We start from the raw sequence: 26,070 nt of genomic DNA on the forward strand, positions 1-26,070 counted from the left end.
AGACGCGTCACCGCACGGGACGGACGCCGACGCCGTCGAGGTAGGCCTCGACGGCGCCGAGTTCGGCGGTGCCGACCACGGCCGCGACGTATCCGTCCGGCCGGACGAGCGCCCACTGCTCGGGCGACAGCCCGTACGCGCTCCGGACGTGGCCTCCGGTGTCGCGGATGTCGCCGCCGACGACGTGGATGCGCAGGCCTTCGCGCGGTTCCGGGACCGGGGCGTCGCCGGGTTCGTAGCCGAGCAGGGTCCAGTGTGGTCCCTGGAACAGGCTGAACAGCCGTGTGGCGAGCCCGCCCGCGCCGGTGACGGGAGCGTCGGGCGCGCGGTCGCCGGACGCCACGCCCTTGTAGGGCTCCAGACCGGTCAGCGACAGGGACGAGCCCGGGTAGCCGACGTCGAGCTGGGTCACCTCGCGGCCCCGGCGCATGTCGCGGTTCTTGGCCGCTTCGAGCAGCTTCTCGGACAGGCCGAGGACCGCCTCGGCGACCGGTCGGCGCTCCTCCTCGTAGGTCGCCAGCAGCGACTCCGGCGCGCCGTCGAGCACGGCGGCGAGCTTCCAGCCAAGGTTGTAGGCGTCCTGGACACTCGTGTTCAGGCCCTGTCCGCCGGTCGGCGGATGGCAGTGCGCGGCGTCCCCGGTCAGGAGTACGCGCCCACGCCGGTAGGCGTCGGCCAGCCGGGCCTGCATCGTGAACACCGATGCCCAGGACACCTCGCGGATCACGACGTCGTCTTGGCCGCCGCGTTCGTGGAGCAGGGCGGTGAGCCCCTCGGCCGAGAGGTCGACCTCCACGTCGAGGGGGACCGGGGCCATGTACTGGAACATGTCGGTGCCGTGGAGCGGGCACAGCGAGACGCTCCGCTCGGGCTTCTCCTCGCCCCAGCGGTGCCAGACGCGCGACGAGGCGCCGTCGACCCGCACGTCGGCCACGAGCGCCCGCACGTTGAGGGACTTCCCGCGGAACTCGATGCCGAGGGCCTTGCGGACGAAGCTCGATCCGCCGTCGGCGCCGACCAGGTAGGCGGCCCGCACGGTCCGCTCCCCGTCGGGGGCGGCGATCCGCGCGGTCACGCCGTCGGCGTCCTGGTCGAAGCCAACGAGCTCGCAGCCGTACTCCGGGGCGTGACCGAGTTCGGTCAGCCGCTCCCGCAGCCGGCGCTCGGTGAGGAACTGCGGAACGAGCAGCGGGATCTGGTACGGCTCGGCAGGCGTCGGCTCAGGCAGGATCCCGGCGTGTTTGTCGACCGGCCCGTCGTGGGTGTAGGTGCGCAGGGGAGGATACTCACCCCCCGAGGCGACGATCCGGTCGATCACGCCGAGGTCCTCGAACACCTCCTCGGTGCGCGGCTGGATGCCCTTGCCGCGTGAGCCGATGAACGGGTGCGGCGCCTTGTCGATCAACCGGAACGCGATGTTCCTGCGGGCGAGATCGATGGCGAGGGTCAATCCCGCCGCGCCGGAACCACAGATGATCACATCAAGGTCTTCGTCGCGTGTCACGGTTCACCTCTCCGTCGGTGACGGTCGGCCGGGCAGCCATCCCGTCCGATCCAGATTTATGTGTATTTAGCACGGAGTATGTTCCGCAACCAGAGCGGTCGTCAAGCCCTCCCTTGAGGGCGACGCATCGTCCCGGCAGTGTTCCGGCCATCGGGAAAAGCAGTCTGAACTGGCCTTTCGTAACCTTGGTGCGTGGAAGAAATCCCGATCCAAGTGTTGTGGTAGCGCTGGTGGAGAATTATGTGTGTAATGAGCGCATCTACCCGGAGGTGGCCGTCCGTTCCCACGCCGGTCATGAGGTGACCGATCACCCGTCGCGGGAACGGCACGACCTCCGCCACGCCTTGCCACCCGCATCCGCGTCCCCGCCGGGCACCGTCGGCCTACCGGAGGCTGCCGGTATCCTCGCCTTGGCATCTCCCCGTCCGTCCGCAAGGGCACGTAAGGCATCGGTGGCGAGCATGGCTTCCCAACACCGCCGGCACATCGCGTTCCGGCGCCTGCACGAATCGCTCGTCGACCTGGTCGCGCTGATGAACCTGCCGCAACGCGACGAGGCCCTCATGGCCGAGGCAGGCATCGATCTCGACCGCTCGTTGTTCAAACTGATCGTCGGGATCCGGCGGTTCGGGCCGATCGGCGTGGTCGAACTCGCCGAACGGGCAGGACGCGACCACACCACCGTCAGCCGGCAGGTGGCCAAACTCGCCGAGCTCGGCTTGGTCGAGCGGCGTCCGAACCCGGCGGACCGACGGGTCAGGGAAGCCGTGATCACCAGTGCGGGCCGTCGCGTCACGGACGCGCTTGAGGCGGCCCGGCAGAGGCTCGTCGGCTCCGCCTTCGCCGAATGGAGCGACCAGGACCTCGTCCAGTTCGAGCAACTGATGCGCAGGTGCGTCGATGACATGCTCGCCATGTCCGCGGCCGACAAGGAAGAGGGCGGCCGGTAGCGCCGCTCAGCCGAGTGGCCCCGAAACGCCTCCGAGCCGGCCGCGTACCGGTTGCCGAACCTGCCCGAAGACACTCCGCCGGTCGACCTGGTCACCCTGGCCACGATCCGCCGGCGCATCGAGCACGACGACCGGGAACCGAAGACCGGTCAGGGCCGGGGCCGTCACAGGAGACGTCCTCATCACCAAGTGGGCGTCTCGCGCTCCGCGGGCCAACGCGTTCGCGGAACCTCACAGTGGTTCGATCTCAGGGAACGGCGGCGAACTCCACGCGCCTGCTGTCTCCGTCGGACAGGAACGACGCCAGCGCCTGCCCCTGCTCGGCCACGCTGTCGCGCTCGGCTCGTGAGAGGCGGCGCAGTGGGCTGACCAGTACGGCGCCGCCCTCGACGTTCCAGGTCGCGGCGACCCGGCCGTCGACCAGCACGAAGCGGGCGCCGGTGACCGACAGGCCGCGGTGGGCGTCGTCGATGACGCGGGTGCGGTCGTGGTAGCCGAGGACGGCGTTGTCGAAGGCCGGCAGGAACCGTACCGGGGCGGGGACGCCGGGATCGGGGCGGGGGGCGTCGGGGAGATCCAGCAGGTGCCGGCCCCGCTCGTCGCGGAAGCCGACCAGCTCGTCCCGGATCGCGGCGACCGCCGCGGGCAGCCCGGCCAGGCCGCACCAGGCGCGCAGGTCGGCGGTGGCCGCGGGGCCGAACGCGGCCAGGTAACGCCGTACCAGTGCCTGACCGGCCAGGTCGGGGCCGTCCGGGGAGAGGGGGTCGACCTCGCGGCCCAGCCAGGCCGAGAGCGGAACGTTGCGCACCCCCGCCTTTCTGCGCCACAGGCCACGCGGCGGCATCTGCGCCATCGGAACCAGGGCGGCGACCAGCATCTCGCCCAGCGCCCGCGGCCCCGGCTCCGGCCAGCGCCCGGCCAGCGTCTGCGCCAGCTCGGCCATCGAGCGGGGCTCGCCGTCGGCCGTCACCGCCCGGCCCGCCTCCGCGAGCTCGTCGAGGTCCACCCCGGCGAGCTCACTACGGTAGGTCCCGAGTACGCGCTGGCGCAGCATGCCGTCGTGGCGCGCCCGCCAGGCCAGGACGTCCTCGGCGGCCAGGAGGTGGACGGTGCGGCGCATCAGGTGCGTACGCACCACACTCCGCCGGATCAGCAGGTCCGACAGAACCGCTGGGTCGAACCCACGCACCCGTGACCAGAGCCCCACGAACGGTTCCTGCGGTTCCTGCGCCTGCAGGCCACACAGATGTGTGACGGCGTCGAGGACCGGCATGTCGGCGTGACCGAGCAGCAGCTGCCGGGCGAGCGTCGCGCGGTTGAGCGCCCTGATGTCGAGAACGGTCATCGGATCTGGGCCTCGACGATGTCCTCGGTCTCGCTGTAGGAGTACACGTCGGCGGTGTCGATGACGTTTTCGTCGTGGTCAGGATTGCCGACCCGGCCGGACATCATGGTGCCCGGGCAGTAGGGGCTGACCTGCATTCCGGTCCGCCCCAGCGGACGCGTTCTCATTCCGGCTGTCTCCTTCGGTTTCTTCGGTGGCCCCGGGGCGTGGTGCGGGAGGCGCACTCCCGCACCACGTGTGACGTTCAGCCGTTGTACTCGCTCACGACGTCCACGACCCAGACGACGCCGAAGCGGTCCCTGAGCATGCCGTAGAGCGGGGCCCACTGCGCGGGCCCCAACGGCTGCACGACGGTGGCGCCCTCGGAGAGCTTGTCCCAGTACGCGGTGATCTCCTGCGCGCTCTCGCCACGCAGGGAGAGGAAGAAGGAGTTCTCGCCCTGGTTCCACGGCATCCGCGAGGGCACGTCGTAGGCCATCACGTGGAAGCCGTTGTCGGCGAGCACCTGCCCCCACATCACCTGGTCGGCCTCTGCGGGGTCCTGCACGCTCCCGGCGTCCTTGTAGGTGACGACGGCGAGGTCACCGTCGAAAACGGACTGGTAGAACTCCAGTGCCGCGCGGGCGTCGCCACGGAAGTTCAGATGAGTCACGGACTTGACGGTCATATCGGCTCCTGATCATTGACTGTCGTCTCTGGACGCCGTTGTCCGGCGCGAGACAACAGTCACAGATGAAGAGGACAGGTTGTGGCCGCTTCTCAGGGCAGTATGGGGCCATGCCGAAGACCTCCGCGCGACTGCTGGCGTTGCTCTCGCTGCTCCAGGCACGCAGGGACTGGCCGGGGGCACTGCTGGCCGAAAGGCTGGACATCAGCGCGCGTACCGTGCGCCGGGACGTCGACCGCCTGCGCGAGCTCGGCTACCCCATCATGGCGACCAAGGGTCCCGACGGCGGCTACCGGCTTGAGGCGGGTACGGACCTGCCCCCACTGTTGTTCGACGACGAGCAGGCCGTCGCCCTGGCCGTCGCGCTCCAGACCGCCGCCATGTCGGGGGCCGGCATCGAGGAGGCCGCGGTACGGGCGCTGAACACCGTACGACAGGTCATGCCCGCTCGGCTGCGCCACCGGATCGACACCCTTCGGATCACCACCGTCGAGCGGCCGGGCAGCCGGACGGACTCGCCGACCGACAGCGGTGTGATCATGGCGCTCAGCGCCGCGGTGCACGCCTGCCAGGTGCTGCGCTTCGACTACTCGCCGCACAGAGGAGACGACGGCGGCGAGTGGCCCCCGCCGCGCCGGGTGCAGCCGCATCACCTCGTCAGCCGGGGCGGGCACTGGTACCTCGTCGCCTGGGACCTCGACCGTGAGGACTGGCGCACCTTCCGTGCCGACCGGATCACCCCCCGCGCCCCGGCGGGACCCCGCTTCACCCCGCGCGAGCTGCCCGGAGGCGACGTGGCCGCCTTCGTGAACGGCAGGTTCCGGGGCTCCGGCGGAGACTGGTCCTGCCACGGCGAGGTGATCCTCGACCTGCCCGCCGCCGTCGTGTCCCAGTACACCCACGACGGACTCGTCGAGGAGGTCGGCCCGAACCGTTGCCGCCTCGTCCTGGGCTCGTGGTCCTGGGTCGCCCTGGCCGCCGCCATCGGCAGGTTCGACGTCGACTTCGAGGTGGTCGGCCCGCCCGAGCTCAGGGACGCCTTCAAGCACCTCGCCCGGCGCTACGCCGCCGCCGCGACCGGCCGCGCCCTCCCCTGACCGGGAGGAGGCGGCCGGCTCGTCCGGCCGTCTCGGGGCGGAGGGGCGGGCCCGTCGGCTACGGCTGGGGGGCGATGTTCTGCCAGCCGCGGTCGAGGAGGTCGAAGGCGCTGGTGATGGCTTCGTCGGCGTCGTGGTGGTCGCGCACGGAGCTGGGCGCTTCGAGGGCGAAGTGGGCCAGGGCGGTGCAGGCGGGGTCGTCGGCGGGCAGGCCGCTGTCCTCGGCGATGGCCTGGGCGAGGGAGGTGGTGTGGCGCAGCCAGAGGGCCCGATGGTAGTCGCCCAGTGCCGGGGTGCTGTTGACCAGGTCGAGAAAGGCCCGAAACTCGGGGGTGCTGTTGGCGCCGGCCCGCCGGAAGCGCAGGGCGTGCTCGCGTAGCGCGGCCGGGATCGACTGGCCGGAAGGGCGGTCGCGTACGGCCGACAGCAGGCTTTTCTCGACGTCCTCGGCCTCGTCGAAGACGAGGGCCTCTTTGACGGGGAAGTGCTTGAACAGTGTGGTCGTGGACACGTCGGCGGCGTCGGCGATCTCGCGGATGCCCACGTCGTCGTAGCCGCGCTCCAGGAACAGCCGCAGGGCGGCGTCGGCGATGGCCTGGCGGGTGGCGGCCTTCTTGCGCTCACGGCGCCCGATGGGAGCAGGGCTGTCATCAAGCATGAAAGCAACCTACACCATTTGTTGCTCAGGTTAAAAAGTTGACTTGTTGCACTTTTGAATCTGGTGTGGTTCTCTCGGTGCAGCGGTCGGCAGCCCTTGCCTCTCCACCGAAGCCCCTGAGAACAGGAAGTGATCTCGCCATGCCCAAAACCGTCCCCGAGCCCGCCCCGGTGCTCGCCGTGCCGATCTCCACCGGCGCCGTCGCCGTGGTGGCCGCGCCGTTCACCGTCGAAGCGCCGTTCGGCAAGGCACGCCCCGCCCCCGCACGGGCCTGAACCCCTCTTCTCCCGTCACCACCGGCCGCCAGGCCGGACCACGAAACGGAGCACCACCGTGAACACACCCCGCATCGCCGTCATCGGCGCCGGCCCCGGCGGCCTGACCTGCGCGACCATCCTGCAAAAGCACGGCATCGCCGTGACCGTCCACGAAGCCGACGCCGCCGCAGGAGTCCGCGACCAGGGCGGCAGCCTGGACCTGCACGCCGACAGCGGTCAGCTCGCCCTCAAGGAGGCCGGCCTGCTGGAGAACTTCTTCGCCCTCAGCCGCCCCGAAGGGCAGGAGATGCGCCAGTACGACGCGACCTCGGGAGAGCTCGGCTTCCACCACGTCCCCGACGAAGACGAGGCCCACCGCCCCGAGATCGAACGCGGCGTGCTGCGCGACATGCTGCTGGACTCCCTCACCCCCGGCACCGTCCGGTGGGGCCACGCCCTACGGGCCGTCGAAGGCCCCTCCGACGGCCCGCGCCTGCTGCGCTTCACTGACGGCACCACCACCGAAGCCGACCTCGTCATCGGCGCCGACGGCGCCTGGTCCCCGGTCCGAGCCGCGATCTCGGCCGCCCTCCCGCAGTACACCGGCATCACCTTCGTCGAGGCCTGGTTCCACGACGCCGACACCCGGCACCCCGACATCGCCGAGTTCGTCGGCAACGGCAGCGCCATCGCCGGCGATGGCGCGCGCGGCATGTTCGCCCAGCACAACGGCGGCGGCCACATCCGCGTCTACCTCATCCAGCGTCTCGCCCTCGACTGGCTCGCCCAGGCCGGTCTCACCCACGACGACACCGAAGGCATCCGCGCCTTCCTCCTGGACGCCTACCGCGACTGGGCGCCCGGCCTGCGCCGCGTCATCACCGACAACGACGGCCGCTACCTCCAGCGCCCCATCAACGCCCTGCCCGTTCCGCACATCTGGGAGCCCAGCCCCACCATCGCCCTGCTGGGCGACGCCGCCCACCTCATGCCCCCGCTCGGACTCGGCGTCAACCTCGCCATGCTCGACGCCCTCGAACTCGCCCTCGCCCTCGCTCACAACCCCGTCATCGACGACGCCCTGCGCGCGTACGAGAAGACCATGATCCCCCGCTCCCACCAGATGCAGACCGAACTCGACGGACGCGCCGCCGACCTCATGGCCGACGATCCCTTCGACGCCGAGGACCCGCAGGCCCACCTCAACGCGCAGGACAACCAGCCCTGACCGCCGGCGACATGAAGTCGCACGTTGTGAGTGATCACGAGAAAGGAGGCCCGGCACTGTCGGGACCGTGATCCAGGTCAGTGTCTGAGACCTGTCCCTGCTCCGGCGTGCGTCGCGGGCGACCGTGGGGTGCGGAGCCCGGAGGGAAGCCCAAGGGCGCCCGTTCCGTCCGGGGACCAGGCCGTGGCCATGGAGTTTCCCCAGCTGGACGGCGCGGCGCCGTGAAAGAGGACGGCTATCATGCTCCCTGCTCCGCGGGGGACGGGCTGATGAGTGGCAGATGAAGGACGAAGCGTGCCCCGTGAGAGGGCGCGTTCTGGACGTCGAGGGTGCCGTGGTGGGCGTGGGCGATGCCGCGGGCGATGGCCAGTCCCAGTCCGGTGCCGCCGTGATCACGGCTGCGGGCGGTGTCCATGCGGGTGAAGCTCTGGAAGATGTGGTCATACTCGGTTTCGGGGACTCCCGGACCATCGTCGGTGACGCTGAGCTCCGCCTTACCGATGGTGTGGCGTACCCGCACCACGATGCTGCGCGCGGCGTGACGCTGGGCGTTGTCGAGCAGATTGCGCAGAATCCGACAGATCTGCGGGGGGACGACATCGACCATCACACCGGGGTGCGCGTCCAGGCATACCTCGTGGCGGTCGCCGGTACGGCTGCGGATTTCGGCTTCGGCGAGTTCGGCCAGGTCGACGCGCTTGAAGGCGGTAGGCGGGTCGGCGCCGAGCCGGGCCAGCAGCATCAGGTCGTCGATGATGGCCTGGAGCCGGTTCACATCGTGCAGCGCATGGTCGATCAGCTCGCCCAGGTGGGTCTGGTCGGGATGCAGCTGTGCCTCCTCCAACTGCGCACGCAGTCCGGCAAGCGGGGTGCGCAGTTCATGGGAGGCATCGGTGGTGAACCGCCGCTGGAGTTCGAGGGACCGTTGCAGCGACGCGGTGGCACGTTCCAGTTCCAGGGAGATGGAGCGCTCGTGGGTGTAGCGGCGGGCGTTGTCGATGCACACCGCCGTACGGCTGACCAGTGCCTCGGCCAGGGAGACATCATCGGCCTCGAACGGATCGGACGCCTGCCGCCGCGTGAACGTCACCACCCCCAGCACCCTGTCCTGGGCCAGCAACGGCACCGCGATGACCGAGGAGGCCGGTTCTCCGGTCACCCGCACCGGCCGGGAGCCGCCCGGATCCGGCCAGAGCACCGTCTCCCCACTCGCCAAACAGCGCGCCTGCTGGGAGGAAGGGAGGTAGCGCACCGGCTCGCCCGCGGCGACCGGGCTCACGTTCTCCTGGGCGCTCCGGACGGCGACCCGGCGCAGGCCGCCGGTGAGCGCCGCGGGCTCCTCACCGCGCACGACGCCCTCGCTGAGATCGACGGTCACCAGGTCGGCGAACCGTGAGACGGTCACCCCGGTGAGTTCCTCGGCCGTCCGCACCACGTCGAGGGTCTGACCGATGTTCATGGCGGCCTCGCACAGCAACCTCAGGCGCTTGCGCGCCGCGGTGGCGAGTCTGCCGACCTCCGGTTCGCCGAAGAGGAGCAGCCACGGGGCGATGGGGGTGAGCGCCTCCCCCGGGGAGCCGGACGGCGGCCGTGCCTCGTCCTTCTCGCCCATGCCGAGCTCCACGTCGCCCACCACCGGAAGGTGGTCCGCGCCGGGCGCGATCCTCACAGGATCACCACCGCCTGCGGCGCTACCGTTGACGACAAGATCCACGTTCGCGGTGTTCTGGTGGTGTGCGACGGTCACCGACGGGGCCGTCGAACGGCCCAGCCGATCGTATGTCGACGTGACGGGGTCGTCGGCGAGGGACTGCCACCGGCCGCCCTGGATCCGGACCTGCGCCACGACGCCGACCATACCGGCGGGTTCCGGCCCAGGCAGGGCGCGCAGTGTGGCGTTACGGCCGTGGGACAGGGAGACCTCGACGGCCGCTCGTTGCCCGTACGCGATCAGCTCGGCGGCCTTCTCCTCCAGCGCGAGACGATCGCCGAGGGGGAGATCGCGGAGCAGCGAGTCGGCCTCCTGAGCGGGCAGGAGGTCGGGCAGGTCCGCGGTTCGCAGGTACGCGTCGAGCAGGGCGCGTTCCTGTGCGGTGCTCTGCTCCAGGAGCCGTTGTTCGATGGCCTCGGCCACCTGCCGGGCGAACACGCTCATCGTCGGATGCGTGTATTTGTTCAGGCACGAGATCGTCACCACACCGCGCGCGTGCCCCGTGAGCGGGTCGAGGATGGGGACACCGGTGGCGGTGAACGGCTGCATGCATCCGGCCAGATGTTCGAAGCCCACCACCTGCACCAAGCGTTTCTCACGCAGGGGAGTGCCCGCGGCGTTGGTCCCGAGGAGTGCTTCGGAGTACTCCACGCCCGGGAAGTGACACCTGGGGTCGAGCGCTCTTTTCAGCTGCAGATCACTCTCATAACGCTGCAGCATTCTGGCCCGTTCGTCGGTGAGGAGCAGAGCCGTACCCGTGTCCGCGATCGCGACCCGGAACCGCTCGAACACCGGCCTGGCCACCCGGGCGAGGGCGCAGTCCACGTCGACCTCGACCGGATCGGCGAATTCGAGCCGCTCCGGGACGAGCCCGAGTTCCTGACACCTGCGCCACGACTTCAAGATGGCAGGCCGAACACTCCCCTCTGTCGACTGTCCCTCGTAGAACCGCTCAAAGACCCGCTCGGTGCGTGCGGCCATGCTGATCCCCCGAAACCTGCAGCCGACGTCGTTCCTGGCACACCTCTCCAAGATTAAATCGCCAGCATACATAGCAAATCGCGACAAATCCCCAAGTAAGACCAGGTCAGGGCAAATTTCTGTCCAGGCGGCCGCTGCTCGCGGCGGCCGGTATCGAGAGCAGCCCTGGGTCAACCTCAGCATCACCGACTTGCGCCGGGCCGACTGCGACGGGCTCTGGCTGCCCGGGGTCAACCTGGATCGCTCCTGTATGGAGGCGGCGGGTCTGTACCACGCCAACCTGACGCAGGCCTCCCTCGTCTCGGTCAACCTGCGGCACGCCGACCTTAAGACCGCGATCCTGCGCCGTGCCCGCTTCGCCCTGGCCGACCTGCGAGGCGCACGGCTGGTCGAAACCGACCTGCGCGACGCGGACTTCACCGAGGCCGATCTGCGCGAGGTGAACCTGCGCAAGGCCGACGCGGGCGGCGCTGTCTTCCGCCGCGCAGACCTGCGCCTAGCCGACCTGCGTGGAGCCGACCTGAGCACGGCCGACCTTCTCCAGGCACGTCTGACCGGTGCGGTGGCCAGCGAGCGCACTCGCTGGCCCGTCGGCTTCGACCACACGGCCGCCGGTGTCGTCCTCGCCGAGGATCCTGGCCCCGAACCCCTGCCCCTGCTTCAGCCGCCGGGGATAACGATGCAGCACCCGCCCCTGAGGTCCATGTCGTGACCGAGGGGCACGTTTGGAGGCTGGTGGGAAGATCCCGGCTGACGCTCCTCGGAGAAACGACGGCGATGGTCCACCGTTCATTTGAGTGAGGAACGTCTCAGGTGACGATCACGGCCGGCTCAGGGACTCAGCCCCGAACCTCGGTCTTCGTGTTCGGAGCGGGTGACGGGAACCGGACCCGCGCTGTCAGCTTGGGAATCGGCTGCCGGCCTTGAGGGGCTGAGCTGGGAAAACAGGGGTGAAGGCCAGGGCTGGTCGAGTTCCCGTGGCTCCCTACCCGCTCTGGCACGCTCCCTTCTGATCGGAAGGCCCCAAATGATCTCTACGACGACTCGGGATGGCTCGGCCCGACGGCTTGGAAGTCCCGGTCAGAGGCTGTCGAGGAACTCCACGAGCAGGCGGTTGACGTCGTCGGGGCGTTCCTGCTGGATCCAGTGGCCGCAGTCCAGGAGGTGACTGCCGGTGAGGTTGGGGAGCGTCTGCGGATAGGCGTCCATGGCGTCGGAGAGCCACATGGTGGAGGCGTCGCGGGTGCCGCCAAGGAAGAGGGACGGCTGCTTGATCGGGGAACCCGCGTACGTGGCCAGGTCCTCCCAGTCACGGTCCATGTTGCGGTAGCGGTTGAGGGCACCGGTGAAGCCCGTGCGCTCGAACTCGGCGGCATAGAAGTCGAGGTCGTCCTGCGTCAGCCAGGACGGCAGCGCGCCGGTGGGGAAACGCTCGCGCAGTGTGCCGCCCTGGGCGACGAAGTGTGGGTCTGAGGAGTCCGCCGCAGTCATCGTGTCCGCCGACAGGGCGCTGTAGAACCCAGCGAGCCAGCCGCGCACGTCGGGCTCGATCTCGGCCTCGGCTCGTCCGGGACGCTGGAAGTAGGAGACATAGAACTCTTGCTCGCCGCCCATTCCCGCGAACACTTCGCTTGGCCGAGGCCCGCCGGGCGGGGTGTAAGGGACGCTCAACAATCCGACCGCACGAAACACCTCGGGCTCAACGAGTGCGGACTGCGCAGCGATCGTCGCCCCCCAGTCGTGGCCGATGATCACAGCGGAGCTTTCGTCGAGCGCCCGGACCACCGACACGTTGTCACTGATCAAGTCGAGCATCCGGTACGCGGCGGGGTCCTGCGGCTTGGACGAACGCCCGTAGCCCCGTACGTCGAGCGCGACGGCCCGGTAACCGGCTGCCGCCAGCGCGGGAAGTTGCCGCCGCCAGGAATACCACGACTCGGGGAAACCATGGACGAGCAGAACCAGCGGGCCGCTGCCCTGTTCTACGACGTGAATCCGCTCCGCGCCCGCTTCCAGGATCCGGTGCTTCGCCGTCATCGTCCCTCCTCGACCAGGGCTCGTCGGTCGCCCCGACTATAGGGTCGAGGGAGGTCAGGGCCCAAGTTCCTTGCCATTCCGGCAAAAGGACGCATCAACCCGATCTTCGGCGGCTGCGTAATCACAGAGATCACATCCCGTCAGGTCCGCATCCGGCACACGGGCCTGGCCGAGCACGGTCTTGGCGCATCACCTCCTGCGCGGCATCCTCAGCACCGCCGTTGCCGGTGAGCTGATCAAGAAGGCGGGCGTGGAGCGCCCGGTCCTCACGGTGCCGATGGACTTCGCGCTGGCGGATGCGATGCCGCGCCTTGGTGCTCCTGGCCACTTGTGGCAGGCGATGGCTCGGCGGGTGCGCCCGTACCCAGCGACCGAGGAGCAAGATCACCTGTTCTGACACGACGCTGAGAATCAACCCAGAAAACAATCAGGGCCCAGATCCGGAAACCGTCCATGACCTGGGCATTCGTAAGCGGAGCGGACGACGGGAATCGAACCCGCGCTGTCGGCTTGGGAGTCGACTGCTGGTGTCGGTGGGCTGAGCTGGGGAAACGGGGGCGCAGGTAGATGGGGTGTACTTCCCCGTGAGTCTCCGCGAGCGATCGGGGCTCCCCGCCTGTTCTGGCACGCATTTGACTGAGTAACCAAGATCGAGGAGCGGACGGGGCTGGTGCTCATCCTCGCCGCGAGTTACCATCGAGTGCATATACTATTGATGGTATTCCTCGGTGGGAGATCGACCTGGAGCCGGAGGTGGAGTCTTGGCTGGACGGACTTTCCTTTCCGCTCTACCAGAGGGTTATGCGGAATGTAGACGACTACCTCGTCACCGGTGGCATCCCTGATGGGGATCACGTGAAGAAGCTGAAGGATGCCGAAGGTGTGCACGAGCTGCGTGTTTCTCTCGACCGTACGACCTGGCGGTTGACCTTCTGGAAGCCGGCCAACGAGGTGATCGTGGTCCTGACGGTCTTCCGCAAGACACAGGATGGGACGCAGACCGCCGACATCGCCCGAGCGATCGCTGCTAAGAAGCGGTGTGAGGCAGAGCACGACCTGACCACCACGCACGTGTTCGAGAGGAGCGCATGATGGGTCACAGCCGTTGGGAAACTTACAAGGCGAAGCGTCTGCGCGCGATGGAAGCGGATGCGCAGCCCCACCCCGAATACGAGCAGGCAGGCCGCGACCTGGAACTCGGAGACCAGCTGCGCGAGATCCGTAAGCGCCGAGGTCTGTCTCAGAAGGTCGTAGCGGAACGCTCCGGGATGTCCCAACCCGCCCTGTCTCGCATCGAGGGAGGAGGCGGCATTCCGGATATAGCGACACTGCTGCGTCTCGGTGCGGCAATGGGGGTTCGGTTCCGCGTCGAGCTCATCGTCGACGACGACACCACTGAAATCGAGCCTCTAACGGTGCATCACCGACAGCTCATGACCGCATAAGTTGCAGGCAGCCATATCGAGGCACAGTCCGTAGGCTTCCGCTGTTCCTTCCACGGTAGCGGTCTTCGACCGCGACAGGTTTGCCCCGAAGTTGTCAGCACCAGAGGAACGAGGAAGGCCCAGCTCTAGATCACATTCTTGAGCTGGGTCTTTGACGTTAGGGCGGGTAACAGGATCTCGGACCCGCGCTGTCAGCTTGGGAGTCGGCTGTGACCTTGAGGGATTGAGCTGGGAAAACAGGGGTGCAGGTAGGTAGGGAAGGGTTCTCTGTGAGTTCCCTTGAGCGACCGAGGTTTCCTACCTGTCCTGGCGCGGATCTGGCACGCGATCAAGTTTGCGAGGCTGGACAGATGCCCCGGTGTAGGACGCGATCAACGGATTCCTTCCAGTAAGTCACCAAACATAGTTGATCTCTAAGTGGGACGAAGTGTTCAAGCCTTGCGAGGTGTGAAAGTTTTATTATATGGATAAAAGAAACTTATTTTGCAAATAGGGCATTCCATCTCATTGGTGGAGGTGTGGGGGATTTTTTGAAATGCCGTGTATGACCAAGAGGTCGTGTGCATCCCCTCTCTGGAGGAGGGGTGGATGATCATTTCCATCGAAAACATTGACCCAGGGCGCACCCGGGAACTACTCCGCCGTAACGGAAGGAACCGCCGTCTAGACAAGGGCACCGTGGATCGGTATGCGGAGGCTATGCGGCGCGGCGAATGACAGCTGAGTCATCAAGGGTAAGAGACGACGCGCTGGTCTCCCAGTTCCACCGCGTAGCCCAAGGCTTTGGAGGTCCGGTTCGAAGAGGTTGCGTTGGCGGTGACGGTGCGGGCATGTGGAAATTGAGGTGCCAGAACCGGGCACGCACCCCTAACTTCGGCCCCATGCGCCGCGAATCCGCCCTGTTGAACGTCATCGATGTGGAAGCCACCTGCTGGGACGGACAGCCGCCGCCCGGTTCTGTGAACGAGATCATCGAGATTGGTCTCACCGTCGTGGACCTGTCGGTACGGCGCCGCGTGTCCCGGCATCGTGTCTTGGTACGTCCTGTCCGGTCGGCGGTGAGTGACTTCTGCACCGAACTGACCGGCCTGACGCAGGCCGAGGTGGAACAGGGCGTCACCTTCGCCGAGGCATGCCGGATCCTCGTCGAGGAGTACGAGGCCGGGAGGCGTCCCTGGGCGAGCTGGGGAGAGTACGACCGTCGGCAATTTGCTCGGCAGAGTCAGGCCGACGGGGTGGCCTACCCGTTCGGCTATCCAACGGAACGCACCCACACCAACGCCAAGGCCGTATTCGCCGCGGCGTACGGGCTGCGCAAGAAACCCGGCATGGACCACGCTCTACAGATCGCCGGGCTGCCGCTCGAAGGACGCCATCACCGCGGCGAGGACGACGCGTGGAACATCGCGGCACTCGTTCTCGACCTGTTGGGCCGCGGGGCGTGGCCGGTCACGGCCACAGTCGTCTAGAGAAGCGCCTCGACCTGACACCGAGCCCAAAGACGCATCGGTGACCATCGGGCCGCCCAAGTCCGCTGCCGGGCCGTACGGTGGCCCTGCCCGAGCGAAGCTTCACACCCACGTGGACAAGTACGCGGCTGTCGGCCTTCACCCGGTCGTGGGCCAGGAAGCTCAAGAAGGGGCCTGACCGGAGCCCCTTCCATGATTTGCGTCACACGGACAACGGTTCGCCTCCCAGCCGGGTGCGACGCTGCGGGAACTGAGGAACCGTATGAGCCGCTTGACCACCCAGGCCACGCTCATCTACCCGCACCGAGGGAGACCGCCGATGGTACGGGCATGCTCGCTCAGGAGGTCCTCTACGAGAGAGGCCGGGAGGGATCAGACACGGAGGCCGGACAGATCGAAAATGGGATGCCCGGGATTTTCCGGGCAGTCGGCCTGTGGGCTGAGCCTGTGCGGCTCGTGGATGCTCGGCGAGTGCCTCAAGGGGTGTGCGGTAGCCGAGCGCCGGGTGCGGGTGCCGCCGGTTGCAGAAGCCCTCGATGGAGCGGATGACCTGCTGCCTGGCCTTGGCGCGGGTGGTGAGGACGAACCGGTCCGGTCACTCGGTTTTGATCGCGGTGAAGAACGATTCGGCCATCGCGTTGTCGTGGCGGACGCCGGTGCGGCCGGCCGGGCGGTGGATCCGCCGGTTGGCGCAGTATCGGCCGGAGGCGTCGCTGGTGTGGTTCGAGCCGTGATCGGTGGGGAAGACGGCGTCCGGCTCGGCTCGGCCGGTGTCGATCGCCATGCGCGGGGCGTCTTTGACCCGTTCGGTGCGGTAGTGGCCGGCCATCGCCCAGCCGATGACGGCCTTGCTGTGGCGGTCGATGACGGTGGCCGGGTGGACGAACCCTTCCCGGGTGCGGATATGGGCGATGTCGCCCACCGGTTTGGTCCCGGGCCGGGGCGCGGTGAAGTCCCGGCGGGCCAGATCGGGGATGCCGCGGAAGTCGCCCTGCTGGGTGGTGGCCGGCCGGAGCGCCCGCGCCTGGACCGGGGTCGGTTCCGGCTCGCGCATCAGCGCCAGGACCGGTTCCGCCGAGTAGTGCTGCCCGGTTCGGGGCGGTGCGGCGTGCACGCGGCGGTGGCCGTAGGTCTGGTGGCTGCCGGAGAGGCGCATGTTGAGGTGCTCGCGTCGCTGGGCGGTGGGCGGGGCGGGCCGTCGGCGCCATTCGTGGTGGCCCGAGCGGGACACCTGTGGTCATCGACACATCCGGACGATGCCGTGGCTGGCCTTCTGCACGTCGATCAGCTCGTATGTGGCGAGCGTCATCGCGTCTCGGCGACGAGGAAGGCGGCTGCTTTTTTCAGGAACGTCGGCTTCTCGCGCCGTTCGGCGTTCTCGCGTTCCGGTGCGCGGATCCGGGCGCGTTCCGGCCCGGACAGCGGTTGCCCGGCGTCGGGGTGGATGGTTTTGTGCATGTTGACCCGGCTACTGAAGGCGGTGGGGTTCATGCCGGACTCGCGGGCCATTGAGGCGACCGTGCGGGGGCCGTCCAGCATCATGCGGGCGGCTTCCTTCTTGAACTCGGGCGAGAACCGCCTGCGACGTCGCGTCGCGTACTTACCTCTTCCAGGCTCTCTGTCAGGTTATGCGCCTGACTGTCTGGAAGTCGTTGAGCACCCCAGAGGACATTCTCGGCTTTGCCTACTTCCGCAACTCGGGCGGCTTGCGCATCGAGATCCAGAACATCAACGACGAGCCGGCCATGGATGCCTGGCTTCGTGGCAAGCCGCTCTGGGCCGACTGGTTCGCTAAGCTTCAGTAGGACATTGCGGACTTCGTTGGCTCGTCGCAGCGGTCAGCCGACGTCGGCCGCCGCGCTGCATTTCTTGTCGTTTCCTTCTACCGCTCGTCTCCCAGGCCGTCGTGGAAACCACAAATCAATGACCAGAAACCTGCGGTTGCAGCCATGAATTGTGACGTGCCCCACGTCTGCTTTCGATGAAACTGGAGGCACTCCCGGCCGACTCGCCACGGCTGTCAGAGGAATGCGTCATGACACCCCTTGTGCCGATCTCAAAACCAAAGTCAGGCAGCGACCTGCTGTTCAGCTCCCTGACGGGCACCGCTGCGCAAGGCCGGATCGCAGGATGTGCCGTTCTACCCGCAGCTCCACAGCAGTATCGCGGCGAACCTCTCACCGGAGCAGCATTCTTGGCGCAGAACCCGGCCAGCCGATTCTCGGTCAGCGAGGCCGCCGAGGCGGCGGTGCGGACGATGGTGAACGCGGCGGCCTTGCGACCGTCCCGGTCGAGTACGCATGCGGCGTGCTCGGTGGACGCCCAGTCGATCCCGGCGAAGAACAGTGGCGACCACTCTGTGATCTTCCTGCTTGTGGTGCACGGCAGGAGCCAGGCGGAGGCGGGGGAACCGGCAGCGGAGTGGTCACTGACCGGCGCTCTGTGGCGCGGCCCTTCGCCATCGCTTCGCGGTTCTCGGGAAGCAGGGGGCGGCGGCATGAGGGCCCACGAGGAGCGACCGACATAGGTCGTCGCTTCGGCTTCGCCTGGTTCCCATCACAAGCCCTGTCGGAGAGCCTGCACAGAAGAGGGTGCACCCGTGACCAACACATCCGATCTCGTTCACCTCGACCCTGCGGACCCCGCCTTCGCCGCAGACCGCTACGCGGCCTATCGGAGCATCCGAGACATCTCACCGGTCATGCGCACTGTCGTGCACGGGCAGGACTCCTGGCTGGTGACCGGCTTCGCCGAGGTCGAGAAGACGCTCAAGTTCCCGACGAACACCGTGCAGCCACGCCCCGGAGAGCACCCGGCACACATCGGCGAGGGCCCCGCATCCGAGTTCTACCGGCTGTCGATGCCGTCCACCGACGCCCCCGCACACACCCGCCTGCGCAAGCTCGTGGCTCCGGCGTTCCAACCGCGGGCTGTGACCCGAATGCGATCCTGGGTGGAGGAGCTCATCATCGCCGGCCTCGACGAGCTTTCCCAGCACGACGGCGAGGTCGACTTCGTAAACGACTTCGCGATGAAGGTCCCAGCGCGGATCGCCTGCCGGCTGCTGCACGCTCCCATGGAAGACGCGGGAACCGTCCTGCAGCGGGTGCCGGCCCTGAACGCCATCTTCAGCCAAAGCGACCTCACCTCGGAGCAGCTCGCCGAGGCCGATGAGGTCGCACAGTTCTACTTCGACTACATCGGCGACATCGTCGACACGCTTCGCGGCAAGGTCGGCGACGACGACGCCGTAGGCGCTCTCATCAACGCGGAAGCGGCCGGGGACCGCCTCTCTCGAAACGAGCTCGTGGTCACCCTGGTCGGCTTCTTCATCGCCAGCTACCACACGACGATGGTGGCGATGACCAACGTGGTCAACTCCACCGCCCGCTTCCCCGACCAGTACCGGCTCCTTGCCGGTGACCCGACCCTGGCCGCTGCGGCCTGGGAGGAGAACCTGCGGTTCGACACGCCCATCCACTTTCTCTGGCGTTACGCCGGCGAAGGACTGGAGCTCGACGGCACGCCTATCCCGCAGGGGTCGCACCTGCTGCTCGGCCTGGCCGCGGCGAACCGTGACCCGCGCCGCTTCGACAACCCTGACGTCTTCGACCTTTCACGCCCCGACAACCGCCACCTCTCGTTCACGGCCGGCAGCCACTACTGCATCGGAGCACCGCTCTCCCGGCTCGAAGGCGACATTCTTCTGCGCGAGCTTCCGAAGCGCCTCCCGAACCTTGAGGTGCTGGAGGAGAACCCGCCCCGGTTCCCGGACCTGATCTTCCCGACCATCACCCGGCTCACCGTCGCTCCGCAGGGTCGCTGATGCGCACCTGGTCGCGCCCGCAGGGAGAAGGTGAAGAGCCGTGGTGAGCAGGCGCTCAGGTGCGAATACGCAGGCACGTCGGCTTGCCGCGAGCACCCCCTGCTCGTGCAGATCGCTCGCTCCAAGAGCTCCGCCACGTTCTGCCCTACGGGTCCCCGGCTCGTCACCCCGGACGAGTTCGACCCGAGCGATGCCCGCCTTCGGCTCCGGGCCAACGGCGAGCTTCGACAGGACAGCACCACTGTCGGCATGGTGGCCGATGTCGCCGGACTCATCTCCTCGGTCAGCGCATCGATCGCACCGCGGCCGGGGGACATCCAGCTGACCGGCACGCCCCCGGGGCGCGGCTTCCAGCTGGACCCGCCCAGCTACCTCACCGACGGCGACATCGTCGAAGCGACCATCGACGGACTCGGACACACGCGCACCCACGACGCCACCGTTGCCGCGGTCTGAGACACCACGCTCAGAAAGGAACTCACCTTGCCTTTGGTGACTTACCGCGGGCCGGATGGGGAAACCACCATCGACGTTCCCCCCGGCACCCGGCTGATGCAAGCCGCAATCGACGGCGACGTCGACGGCATCATCGGCGAGTGCGGCGGAAACGTGATGTGCGCTACCTGTCACGTCTACGTCGGGGCGTCCGACGTCGACGTTTTCCCGCCGATGAGCGCCGACGAGGATGAGATGCTCACCTGCACCAAGGCGGAACGGCGCACAACGAGCCGGCTCAGCTGCCAGCTCCCCGCTCCCGCACACGACATCACCGTCGAACTGCCGGAGGACCAGTGATGACCGGCGCACCGATCACCATCGTGGGCGCCGGTTCACACCGCGCTCCTCCTGCGAGACGAAGGCGTCGAGGAGCCGATCATCTTGGTGGACACACTCCCCGGCCCATCGGCCACCACTGTCGAAGGCGTTCCCAACGGAGGACTCGGACCCGAAGCTGGAGTTCCGACGCGCAACATCACCCTGGTCAGCGACCACGTCACCGGCATCGATCGAGAGGCGTTCCGGGCGCTCTTCGCCGAGGGCGCCTCGCTCGCCTACAGCCACTGGAGGTGAGGATGGGGGCCTCCTGGAGTCGGCTGAGCAAGTACGGTCCCACTTCTTCCGGCGAAGACGGTGAGCATGTCGCGGACATTCGGTTTGGCGCAGGCGCGCAGCAGGGCGAGCTCCTGCTCAGTGAGAAAAATCATCTCGTCGCCCTCACCGTCGTCCAGCCGGGGCAGGCGGGTACGGGCGGCGGGGTTGGAGACACGGATGGGCGGGGTGGCCTCGACCGCTCCCTGCAGGATGGCGTACAGCAGGCCGTGCAGGTTCTGGATCGTCTTGGGCGCCAGCGGCCGTCGCAGCCACGCGCGGGGGTTGCCCGGGTCGGGGATGCCTCGGTGGAGGTCGTTCACCCAGGCGGACGCGGTCGTCCGGTCGAAGGCCGGGCTTTCGTCGCGCAGGTCCAGGCCGCCGAAGGTCGGCACGATGTGGTTTTTGAGGTCACGCTCGTAGTCGTGGCGGGTGCGTTCTTCTATGCCGGATAGATTCACCACGAACCGCTGGGTGTATTCGGCGAAGAGAACGGGGTCGGCCTTGACGGGCTGCTCCTCGGGTGGGGGTGCCCAGCCGAAGCCGCGGATCCAGTTCTCGGGCCAGTGGTGCCCGCATGCTTCCACAGCCAGTTTGAAGGTGAGGGCGGCTGCCTTCTGGTCGAAGGACTCCGATTGCCAGGTGCCGGTTCTGGCGCCGCCAAGTCGCCAGTGAACTCGGTAGGTCTTGGTTTTCCTGTCCTTGCGGACGCGGGTCTCTACGCGTGCCATGGGGCCAGTTTCAGCTGGTCATAGGGCATGCCAAAGGAAATTCAGAAGATCGTTCGGCGGGTGTGAGCCCATGGTGAGCCCATAAAGATCAAAAGCCTGACCGGTGATCAAGGGATCGCCTGGTCAGGCTCGGTGGAGAAGTGGAGCGGGTGACGGGAATCGAACCCGCGCTGTCAGTTTGGGAACTGCGTCGATCATGAGTCGTTGGGGCGCCGAGCTGGGTGGAGGGTAGGTCATGAGTAACCGCGGTTGCCCCCTCGTCACCCCTACCAATGGCCCGCCAATCCGGTCCCAGCCCTACCTTCTGTTTGGCGATCAGCCGATCGTAATCGGACGCTCGAAAAATGTCTCCAGTACGACGATCGCCTGCGTACTGGAGACGCCGGGAATGTCGTAGATCCGCCGGAGTACGTCCTGCAACTGCTCAGTTGTCGGGGTACGGACCTTAAGCAAAACCGAGGCGGCACCGGCGATGACGTGCGCTTCTTGTACCTCAGGCAGGGCGGCGAAGGCCGCTGCCGTATCGCCCATCCAGGCGTTCGAGTTGACCATGACGTAGGACAGAACCTCCAGGCCCAGGGCTTTTGGATCCACATCCACGGTCGTGGCGCGGATCGCTCCCCGCTCGCGCAACTTCCGCACTCGCTCGTGAACGGCGCCCGCGGACAGGCCGACACTCTGCCCCAGCGCGGCGTAGGACTGTGTCGCGTCTCGCTGCAACTGTGCGATCAGCACATGATCGTTTTGATCCATGTTCACTCCGGTCTCGGCATAGCTTGATACTGTTCAGTGATAGTACGCTATGACTGAAGGAAATTTGATGACGAGTCGATTCAAGGCGGAATTCCTGACGCTCGACGAGCGGTTCGCGGGTTACGACGGAGACACTCATGTCGAGGTGCTCCACGGCGGAAGCAGGAAGACCGAAGGACCTGCCTACTTCCCGGCCGGCCGCTACCTGCTGTGGAGCGACATCCCCAATGACCGCCTACTGCGCTGGGACGAGACCACCGGCGCGGTCGGGGTCTTCCGCCAGCCGTCAGGCAACGCCAACGGCAACACCGTCGATCGTGAAGGGCGGCTGATCACCTGCGAGCAGGGCGCCCGCCGGGTCACACGGACCGAGCACAACGGCGCCATCACCGTCCTGGCCGACAACTACCGGGGCAAGAAGCTCAACAGCCCCAACGACATCGTGGTCAAGTCGGACGGCTCCATCTGGTTCACCGATCCCCGGTATGGAATCACCGGCTACTACGAGGGCACACCTGCCGAGAGTGAGATCGGCGCGGACCACCTCTATCGTCTCGACCCCGACACCGGGGAACTGACCGTCGTCGCCGACGACTTCGTCCGCCCCAACGGCCTGGCCTTCTCCCTCGACGAGTCACAGCTCTACGTCGTCGACACCCGCAAGCGGCACCTGCGGGTGTTCGACGTCACCGGCGACAGTCTGAAGGGTGGCCGGGTGTTCGCGGAGGCATGGTTCGACGGCATACGGCTCGACTGCTACGGCCGGATCTGGGCCGCGGCCCTCGACGGGCTGCACTGTTACGACCCGGACGGCACGTTGATCGGCAAGCTGCCGCTGCCCGAGGCAGCCAGCAACCTGACCTTTGGCGGAATCAAGCGAAACAACCTGTTCATCACCAACTCGGCCGGAGATCTCTACTCCATCCGCGTGACCTTCGCAGGCGCGAAATGAAGCCTCCCCCAGGGCCCCGGCGAGTCTGTGATTTATCACCGTAGCCTTTTGAAGCGATTCCGAGCGGCGGGTCTAACACGCGGCATGACGCGGCGAAACTGCCGAAGGCTCTCATTTGTGCCGGTGAGGGTCAGCAGGTACAGGCGGAAGACCACGCCGCGGTCGTACTGTAGGTCGGCAGAAACACCAGCTCGGCGTCGTTGGCGGCGGCCCAGGCTTTGACCTGGGGATGCTTGTGCGGCGAGTAGTTGTCCACGATCAGATAGAGGGTGCCGCCGGGCCAGTGCTCGCGCAGGGACGTGCAGAACGACAGGAACTCCCGCCAGCGCTTGCGCTTACGGATCCGGTAGTAGAGCTTCCCGGTGGCCAGGTCCAGGGCGCGGAGCAGGTGCATGACCCCGCCGTAGCGGTTGTAGGTGGCCCGCAGGCGGCGGGGATCCTTGCCCGGCCGCCAGGCCTTGCCCTTGCGGGGCTGCAGATTCAAGGGGCCGAACTCATCCACGCAGATCACCCGCCCGTCCTTGGGCGGGGCATCGTAGAGGGCCAGGACACGCTGCACCTTGGCGACGAAGTCCGCATCGTTGCTGCTCTTCCACGTCGTGGTGCTCTGCCATGACACCTTGCCGGCCTTGAGGATCCGCGCCACGTGCTGGCGGCTGATCGAGGTCACCAGCCGTACCTCGACCAGGTGAGCGGCGCGCTCCAGGTGGAGAAGGCGGTGATGCCCCACTCGGCGGGGGTCGTCCGGGCGATCAGGCAGATGCGCTCGCGCACCCACTCACTGATCCTCCGTGGACGGCCCCCTTTCCATTTTGGGTCCAGGGCATCAAACTCCCGCTCGTTGAACGCGTGCACCACCTGGCGCACGTAGTCGTCGCTGACCTGCATCAATGCCTTGATGGCGGAAGCGGATTGCCCTTGCGCGGACATCAGCACCACGATCGCCCGCCGCAATTTCACCGGATCCTTGGCCGAGTGGGTGATCCTTTGCAGGCGCCGTCCCTCCTCCATCGTCAACGCACGGACGAACACCTCGGGCTTACGCGCCACGACCACCTCCCAGAACGACTCCGGGACCAGGCTTCCGGGCTCACCCCGTCAGATCAAATGCCCAGCAACGTTCGGAGACGAGCCACTGGCACCCAAGCAGGCAACGGTCCAGAAGCGGCAACGACTACGACGACGAGCAGAGATAAGAAAGTAATTAGACTTCCCCGCCCGGCCGCCTTAACCGCCTTTTCCCGCACGTCACCCATCCTGTATTCAAAATTCTGCACTTGATTTTTCTTGTGCTGCATGTGTAGATATTAATTCGTTTACTCTGTCGCGGGTCTCGTTGGCTGACCTCGGTATGTGATGTGCACCCTGGCCCACTAGCACGTCTACTTACCTGGACCAACGACTCCTCAGTCTTCCTAGAACGAGCTGGTGCAGGGTGAGCTGCAACCTGTACATACTTGCTTGCCGGGCGCACGATTATGAGAGCCCTTTGAGGCAAGGCCCCTTGAACGCGACGTCCTTCGAATCATGATGCTGCGGATTAAAAGTGGATGGCCCTTTCATGGGTCAAGGACGCGTTGACCCGCATGTGATCACTAAATCTCCTTCGACTGCGGCGAGGTCATTCCGTGTATGCTCCGGATCTTGCTCTGTATGACGGCCAGGAGGGGGCCGGTCTGTGGTGGGTGCTGATTCAGTAGCGGTCGTCAGGCCAGTGAGGATCCGTCCAGCGGGCGAGGTCGGTAAGTCCGAGCAGTCGTATCCGGTGGAGCAACTCCGCGGGAGCGTTCGCGGCCTGGAGCCGGGCAGGGGCGTGACGGATCAGCCAGGCCGTCAACTCGGTACGCATCTCTTCCTCGTTGCTCCAGCTCTGCCACGGGAGCTGGTCTCCCAGCAGGTCGTACTCCCAGTACGTCACCGCTTCGACCAGGTGGCGGTCGGCCACGGCGCGCGTCTGCGCCTCCCAGGCGTGCAGCCATGGGCTGATTGCGGCGGAGGCCTCGGCACACAGGGCGAGGACTTGGTGGGCGGGCACGGCGGGATCCGAGTCGATGAGAGTGTGGGCCCACCAGGCGTTCAGAAATTCCCGCACCGCTGCTGTCTGATCGGCCGGCCACTGCTGCCACTCTCCACGAGCGAATGAACGCCCGACCTCCTCCATGCCGAAGAGAGGCTCGACGAGGCCGCCGACGAGGGCTCTCGACAGCTGAGGCAGAATGCGGCGCAGCACCGACGCGTGATCGTCCCAATCGGCGGCCTGCCAAGTGCGATGCAGGAGATCAAGGTCCAGCTCCGTGTCCGGCTCCTTCAACCGTGCGAGTTCCTCCGCGCTGCCCCAGTGGCACTCGCAGTTGTGCTCGTTGCGGCGGGCGGTCATGCCACGGAAGGTGACGGCCATACGATTCAACGCGACGTCGAGACGGAATCGTGCGGATGTCTGGTCAAAGTTCATCGCGGGCGTTCGCCTTCAAAGACTCCGGAAGGTCACACCGTCCGAAGATTGTCACCTTAGTGGAATCCAACGGGAGACGGAAACGGCGTTGTCAGCTTGGGAGGTCTCTATCGCGCCTGGCCGCTGAGCTGGGAGGATGCTGTCCTGTGGGGGAGTGGGGTGAGTGACCGTGGTTCCCCGTGAGTCCCCCTTGATCACCCTTCTGACGGGCACGCAACGGGCACAGCCGGAGAGCCCCGCGCGGACGGGACGATCAGGCCCACCCCAGCCACCTACGGTCTTCCGGTCCGTTCTGGCGATCATCCCGGAGCTGAGTGCCCCCGCCGGAGGCTGATCGTCACAGCGCATCACTACAGTCGGGTCATGAGTGACGATCAGAGTGCGCTTGACCGTCTTATCGCTCTGGTTCCCCCGCCCGCTGAGCCGGTCTTCGGCACCGGAAGCTGGGAAGAGCTGACCGCTGACACGGGGGTCAGGTTTCCCGCCGACTACATGGCCTTCATCGAACGCTACGGCCGTTGCGAGTTCGCCCGGTGGATGGCGATCTACGACCCCAGAGAACCGTCCAAGGAAGGCGAGTGGGATCTGGCCTTGTGGGGGGAGGAGTACCGTGACTTGCGTGATGACTCGCCCGAGGATTACCCGCTGGCGATGTGGCCGGAGCCCGGTGGCTTCGTCGCCTGGGGCAGCACGATCGACGGTGAGACGTTCGGGTGGCTGACCGTGGGCGAGCCGGAGGAATGGCCGGTGCTCGTGCTCTACCGCCTTGATCTGGAGTTGGGGCCGGTCTACGAGAGCATGACGGAGTTCCTGCTCGGATGGGCCTCGGGCCTGCGGTACAACGGGCGCGGGGTCGATAACGCTGGTCTGCCGCTGAGGTGTCTTGCCTGGGCTTGAGGTGCGGGCGGCGGCGTGCCG

The 26,070-nt window shown here is 67.1% G+C and carries 30 protein-coding genes and 1 pseudogene; 16 read left to right on the forward strand and 15 right to left on the reverse strand.

Features of this window, described 5'->3' with window-relative positions:
• Window positions 1–7 precede the first annotated feature (7 nt).
• Window positions 8–1,504, reverse strand: a complete 1,497-nt coding sequence (locus ABZ470_RS27885) for an FAD-dependent oxidoreductase (protein WP_362915036.1) — start codon at window positions 1,502–1,504, stop codon at window positions 8–10.
• A gap of 461 nt (window positions 1,505–1,965) precedes the next feature.
• Between ABZ470_RS27885 and ABZ470_RS27890 the strand changes: the two genes are divergently transcribed.
• Window positions 1,966–2,454, forward strand: a complete 489-nt coding sequence (locus tag ABZ470_RS27890; RefSeq protein WP_362915038.1) for a MarR family transcriptional regulator — start codon at window positions 1,966–1,968, stop codon at window positions 2,452–2,454.
• Window positions 2,455–2,701: 247 nt separating this feature from the next.
• Here ABZ470_RS27890 and ABZ470_RS27895 read toward each other — a convergent pair whose 3' ends face one another.
• The 3 genes from ABZ470_RS27895 to ABZ470_RS27905 form a co-directional block, all read right to left on the reverse strand.
• Window positions 2,702–3,799 carry a winged helix DNA-binding domain-containing protein gene (locus ABZ470_RS27895; protein WP_362915040.1) on the reverse strand — a complete coding sequence of 366 codons (1,098 nt, stop codon included), beginning with the start codon at window positions 3,797–3,799 and terminating at the stop codon, window positions 2,702–2,704.
• Window positions 3,796–3,966 carry a hypothetical protein gene (locus ABZ470_RS27900; RefSeq protein WP_362915042.1) on the reverse strand — a complete coding sequence of 57 codons (171 nt, stop codon included), beginning with the start codon at window positions 3,964–3,966 and terminating at the stop codon, window positions 3,796–3,798. The genes ABZ470_RS27895 and ABZ470_RS27900 overlap by 4 nt, the downstream gene beginning before the upstream one ends.
• Before the next feature lie 77 nt (window positions 3,967–4,043).
• Window positions 4,044–4,466, reverse strand: coding sequence for a VOC family protein (locus ABZ470_RS27905; protein WP_352014577.1), 423 nt, complete (start codon window positions 4,464–4,466; stop codon window positions 4,044–4,046).
• Between the two features lie 110 nt (window positions 4,467–4,576).
• On the opposite strand from ABZ470_RS27905, the gene ABZ470_RS27910 reads away from it, so the two are divergent.
• Window positions 4,577–5,563 carry a WYL domain-containing protein gene (locus ABZ470_RS27910; protein WP_362915044.1) on the forward strand — a complete coding sequence of 329 codons (987 nt, stop codon included), beginning with the start codon at window positions 4,577–4,579 and terminating at the stop codon, window positions 5,561–5,563.
• A gap of 58 nt (window positions 5,564–5,621) precedes the next feature.
• On the opposite strand, the gene ABZ470_RS27915 is transcribed toward ABZ470_RS27910, so the two are convergent.
• The gene (locus tag ABZ470_RS27915) at window positions 5,622–6,221 is read right to left on the reverse strand and encodes a helix-turn-helix domain-containing protein (protein ID WP_362915046.1); all 600 of its coding nucleotides are present in this window, start codon (window positions 6,219–6,221) and stop codon (window positions 5,622–5,624) included.
• Window positions 6,222–6,361: 140 nt separating this feature from the next.
• On the opposite strand from ABZ470_RS27915, the gene ABZ470_RS27920 reads away from it, so the two are divergent.
• Complete coding sequence (locus ABZ470_RS27920) at window positions 6,362–6,496, forward strand: hypothetical protein (RefSeq protein ID WP_362915048.1); 135 nt, start codon at window positions 6,362–6,364, stop codon at window positions 6,494–6,496.
• A gap of 58 nt (window positions 6,497–6,554) precedes the next feature.
• Window positions 6,555–7,706, forward strand: coding sequence for an NAD(P)/FAD-dependent oxidoreductase (locus ABZ470_RS27925; RefSeq protein WP_362915050.1), 1,152 nt, complete (start codon window positions 6,555–6,557; stop codon window positions 7,704–7,706).
• A 238-nt stretch (window positions 7,707–7,944) separates the two neighbouring features.
• Here ABZ470_RS27925 and ABZ470_RS27930 read toward each other — a convergent pair whose 3' ends face one another.
• The gene (locus ABZ470_RS27930) at window positions 7,945–10,320 is read right to left on the reverse strand and encodes an ATP-binding protein (RefSeq protein WP_362915052.1); all 2,376 of its coding nucleotides are present in this window, start codon (window positions 10,318–10,320) and stop codon (window positions 7,945–7,947) included.
• Between the two features lie 268 nt (window positions 10,321–10,588).
• On the opposite strand from ABZ470_RS27930, the gene ABZ470_RS27935 reads away from it, so the two are divergent.
• Complete coding sequence (locus ABZ470_RS27935; protein ID WP_362915054.1) at window positions 10,589–11,110, forward strand: pentapeptide repeat-containing protein; 522 nt, start codon at window positions 10,589–10,591, stop codon at window positions 11,108–11,110.
• A 368-nt stretch (window positions 11,111–11,478) separates the two neighbouring features.
• On the opposite strand, the gene ABZ470_RS27940 is transcribed toward ABZ470_RS27935, so the two are convergent.
• Complete coding sequence (locus ABZ470_RS27940) at window positions 11,479–12,435, reverse strand: alpha/beta hydrolase (RefSeq protein WP_362915056.1); 957 nt, start codon at window positions 12,433–12,435, stop codon at window positions 11,479–11,481.
• A 181-nt stretch (window positions 12,436–12,616) separates the two neighbouring features.
• Here ABZ470_RS27940 and ABZ470_RS27945 point away from each other — a divergent pair, with 181 nt between their 5' ends.
• The 4 genes from ABZ470_RS27945 to ABZ470_RS27960 all read left to right on the forward strand — a co-directional run bounded on the left by ABZ470_RS27945 (window position 12,617) and on the right by ABZ470_RS27960 (window position 15,349).
• Window positions 12,617–12,832: a hypothetical protein gene (locus ABZ470_RS27945; RefSeq protein WP_362915058.1), complete on the forward strand. Its 216-nt coding sequence runs from the start codon at window positions 12,617–12,619 to the stop codon at window positions 12,830–12,832.
• A gap of 356 nt (window positions 12,833–13,188) precedes the next feature.
• Window positions 13,189–13,527 carry a type II toxin-antitoxin system RelE/ParE family toxin gene (locus tag ABZ470_RS27950; protein ID WP_362915060.1) on the forward strand — a complete coding sequence of 113 codons (339 nt, stop codon included), beginning with the start codon at window positions 13,189–13,191 and terminating at the stop codon, window positions 13,525–13,527.
• Window positions 13,524–13,880: a helix-turn-helix transcriptional regulator gene (locus tag ABZ470_RS27955; RefSeq protein WP_362915062.1), complete on the forward strand. Its 357-nt coding sequence runs from the start codon at window positions 13,524–13,526 to the stop codon at window positions 13,878–13,880. The genes ABZ470_RS27950 and ABZ470_RS27955 overlap by 4 nt, the downstream gene beginning before the upstream one ends.
• 881 nt (window positions 13,881–14,761) lie before the next feature.
• Window positions 14,762–15,349 carry a 3'-5' exonuclease gene (locus tag ABZ470_RS27960; RefSeq protein ID WP_362915065.1) on the forward strand — a complete coding sequence of 196 codons (588 nt, stop codon included), beginning with the start codon at window positions 14,762–14,764 and terminating at the stop codon, window positions 15,347–15,349.
• 595 nt (window positions 15,350–15,944) lie between these two features.
• On the opposite strand, the gene ABZ470_RS27965 is transcribed toward ABZ470_RS27960, so the two are convergent.
• Complete coding sequence (locus ABZ470_RS27965; RefSeq protein WP_362915068.1) at window positions 15,945–16,580, reverse strand: DDE-type integrase/transposase/recombinase; 636 nt, start codon at window positions 16,578–16,580, stop codon at window positions 15,945–15,947.
• Between the two features lie 74 nt (window positions 16,581–16,654).
• Window positions 16,655–16,927, reverse strand: a pseudogene (locus ABZ470_RS27970) (transposase); the annotation flags it as partial.
• Window positions 16,928–16,977: 50 nt separating this feature from the next.
• Here ABZ470_RS27970 and ABZ470_RS27975 point away from each other — a divergent pair.
• From ABZ470_RS27975 to ABZ470_RS27995, 5 genes are all read left to right on the forward strand, one after another.
• The gene (locus tag ABZ470_RS27975) at window positions 16,978–17,154 is read left to right on the forward strand and encodes a hypothetical protein (RefSeq protein WP_362915070.1); all 177 of its coding nucleotides are present in this window, start codon (window positions 16,978–16,980) and stop codon (window positions 17,152–17,154) included.
• 932 nt (window positions 17,155–18,086) lie between these two features.
• Window positions 18,087–19,175 carry a cytochrome P450 gene (locus ABZ470_RS27980; protein WP_362915072.1) on the forward strand — a complete coding sequence of 363 codons (1,089 nt, stop codon included), beginning with the start codon at window positions 18,087–18,089 and terminating at the stop codon, window positions 19,173–19,175.
• A 30-nt stretch (window positions 19,176–19,205) separates the two neighbouring features.
• The gene (locus ABZ470_RS27985) at window positions 19,206–19,631 is read left to right on the forward strand and encodes a fumarylacetoacetate hydrolase family protein (RefSeq protein WP_362915075.1); all 426 of its coding nucleotides are present in this window, start codon (window positions 19,206–19,208) and stop codon (window positions 19,629–19,631) included.
• A 36-nt stretch (window positions 19,632–19,667) separates the two neighbouring features.
• The gene (locus tag ABZ470_RS27990) at window positions 19,668–19,970 is read left to right on the forward strand and encodes a 2Fe-2S iron-sulfur cluster-binding protein (protein ID WP_362915077.1); all 303 of its coding nucleotides are present in this window, start codon (window positions 19,668–19,670) and stop codon (window positions 19,968–19,970) included.
• Between the two features lie 84 nt (window positions 19,971–20,054).
• A complete protein-coding gene (locus ABZ470_RS27995) occupies window positions 20,055–20,246 on the forward strand; it encodes a hypothetical protein (protein WP_362915079.1) in 192 nt (63 codons plus the stop codon).
• Here the strand turns inward: ABZ470_RS27995 and ABZ470_RS28000 are convergent.
• Together ABZ470_RS28000 and ABZ470_RS28005 are read right to left on the reverse strand one after the other, a co-directional pair.
• Window positions 20,228–20,995, reverse strand: coding sequence for a hypothetical protein (locus ABZ470_RS28000; RefSeq protein ID WP_362915081.1), 768 nt, complete (start codon window positions 20,993–20,995; stop codon window positions 20,228–20,230). The genes ABZ470_RS27995 and ABZ470_RS28000 overlap by 19 nt on opposite strands.
• Window positions 20,996–21,310: 315 nt before the next feature.
• Entirely contained in the window at window positions 21,311–21,748 is a 438-nt protein-coding gene (locus ABZ470_RS28005) for an Lrp/AsnC family transcriptional regulator (protein WP_352014748.1), read from the reverse strand.
• A 67-nt stretch (window positions 21,749–21,815) separates the two neighbouring features.
• Between ABZ470_RS28005 and ABZ470_RS28010 the strand changes: the two genes are divergently transcribed.
• Window positions 21,816–22,700 carry an SMP-30/gluconolactonase/LRE family protein gene (locus tag ABZ470_RS28010; protein WP_362915084.1) on the forward strand — a complete coding sequence of 295 codons (885 nt, stop codon included), beginning with the start codon at window positions 21,816–21,818 and terminating at the stop codon, window positions 22,698–22,700.
• 130 nt (window positions 22,701–22,830) lie between these two features.
• On the opposite strand, the gene ABZ470_RS28015 is transcribed toward ABZ470_RS28010, so the two are convergent.
• From ABZ470_RS28015 to ABZ470_RS28030, 4 genes are all read right to left on the reverse strand, one after another.
• Entirely contained in the window at window positions 22,831–23,430 is a 600-nt protein-coding gene (locus tag ABZ470_RS28015) for an IS630 family transposase (RefSeq protein ID WP_362915086.1), read from the reverse strand.
• Window positions 23,367–23,750 carry a helix-turn-helix domain-containing protein gene (locus ABZ470_RS28020; RefSeq protein WP_362915088.1) on the reverse strand — a complete coding sequence of 128 codons (384 nt, stop codon included), beginning with the start codon at window positions 23,748–23,750 and terminating at the stop codon, window positions 23,367–23,369. Before ABZ470_RS28020 ends, ABZ470_RS28015 begins: the two co-directional genes overlap by 64 nt.
• A gap of 53 nt (window positions 23,751–23,803) precedes the next feature.
• Window positions 23,804–23,998, reverse strand: a complete 195-nt coding sequence (locus ABZ470_RS28025; protein ID WP_362915090.1) for a hypothetical protein — start codon at window positions 23,996–23,998, stop codon at window positions 23,804–23,806.
• Window positions 23,999–24,393: 395 nt separating this feature from the next.
• Window positions 24,394–25,152, reverse strand: coding sequence for a hypothetical protein (locus ABZ470_RS28030; RefSeq protein ID WP_362915092.1), 759 nt, complete (start codon window positions 25,150–25,152; stop codon window positions 24,394–24,396).
• 363 nt (window positions 25,153–25,515) lie between these two features.
• Here ABZ470_RS28030 and ABZ470_RS28035 point away from each other — a divergent pair, with 363 nt between their 5' ends.
• On the forward strand, window positions 25,516–26,049 hold the full coding sequence (locus ABZ470_RS28035; protein ID WP_362915094.1) for an SMI1/KNR4 family protein: 534 nt from the start codon (window positions 25,516–25,518) through the stop codon (window positions 26,047–26,049).
• Window positions 26,050–26,070 lie beyond the last annotated feature (21 nt).

Source organism: Streptosporangium sp. NPDC020072, from assembly GCF_040631445.1.
Lineage (GTDB): Bacteria > Actinomycetota > Actinomycetes > Streptosporangiales > Streptosporangiaceae > Streptosporangium.

What these genes read in the sequence shown, in the direction of transcription:
- ABZ470_RS27890 (WP_362915038.1), top strand. Translation starts at nt 1,966, where the DNA reads ATGGCTTCCCAACACCGCCGGCACATCGCGTTCCGGCGCCTGCACGAA.
- ABZ470_RS27895 (WP_362915040.1), bottom strand. Translation starts at nt 3,799, where the DNA reads ATGACCGTTCTCGACATCAGGGCGCTCAACCGCGCGACGCTCGCCCGG.
- ABZ470_RS27900 (WP_362915042.1), bottom strand. Translation starts at nt 3,966, where the DNA reads ATGAGAACGCGTCCGCTGGGGCGGACCGGAATGCAGGTCAGCCCCTAC.
- ABZ470_RS27905 (WP_352014577.1), bottom strand. Translation starts at nt 4,466, where the DNA reads ATGACCGTCAAGTCCGTGACTCATCTGAACTTCCGTGGCGACGCCCGC.
- ABZ470_RS27910 (WP_362915044.1), top strand. Translation starts at nt 4,577, where the DNA reads ATGCCGAAGACCTCCGCGCGACTGCTGGCGTTGCTCTCGCTGCTCCAG.
- ABZ470_RS27915 (WP_362915046.1), bottom strand. Translation starts at nt 6,221, where the DNA reads ATGCTTGATGACAGCCCTGCTCCCATCGGGCGCCGTGAGCGCAAGAAG.
- ABZ470_RS27920 (WP_362915048.1), top strand. Translation starts at nt 6,362, where the DNA reads ATGCCCAAAACCGTCCCCGAGCCCGCCCCGGTGCTCGCCGTGCCGATC.
- ABZ470_RS27940 (WP_362915056.1), bottom strand. Translation starts at nt 12,435, where the DNA reads ATGACGGCGAAGCACCGGATCCTGGAAGCGGGCGCGGAGCGGATTCAC.
- ABZ470_RS27955 (WP_362915062.1), top strand. Translation starts at nt 13,524, where the DNA reads ATGATGGGTCACAGCCGTTGGGAAACTTACAAGGCGAAGCGTCTGCGC.
- ABZ470_RS27960 (WP_362915065.1), top strand. Translation starts at nt 14,762, where the DNA reads ATGCGCCGCGAATCCGCCCTGTTGAACGTCATCGATGTGGAAGCCACC.
- ABZ470_RS27975 (WP_362915070.1), top strand. Translation starts at nt 16,978, where the DNA reads ATGCGCCTGACTGTCTGGAAGTCGTTGAGCACCCCAGAGGACATTCTC.
- ABZ470_RS28000 (WP_362915081.1), bottom strand. Translation starts at nt 20,995, where the DNA reads ATGGCACGCGTAGAGACCCGCGTCCGCAAGGACAGGAAAACCAAGACC.
- ABZ470_RS28005 (WP_352014748.1), bottom strand. Translation starts at nt 21,748, where the DNA reads ATGGATCAAAACGATCATGTGCTGATCGCACAGTTGCAGCGAGACGCG.
- ABZ470_RS28010 (WP_362915084.1), top strand. Translation starts at nt 21,816, where the DNA reads ATGACGAGTCGATTCAAGGCGGAATTCCTGACGCTCGACGAGCGGTTC.
- ABZ470_RS28025 (WP_362915090.1), bottom strand. Translation starts at nt 23,998, where the DNA reads ATGCAGCACAAGAAAAATCAAGTGCAGAATTTTGAATACAGGATGGGT.
- ABZ470_RS28030 (WP_362915092.1), bottom strand. Translation starts at nt 25,152, where the DNA reads ATGAACTTTGACCAGACATCCGCACGATTCCGTCTCGACGTCGCGTTG.
- ABZ470_RS28035 (WP_362915094.1), top strand. Translation starts at nt 25,516, where the DNA reads ATGAGTGACGATCAGAGTGCGCTTGACCGTCTTATCGCTCTGGTTCCC.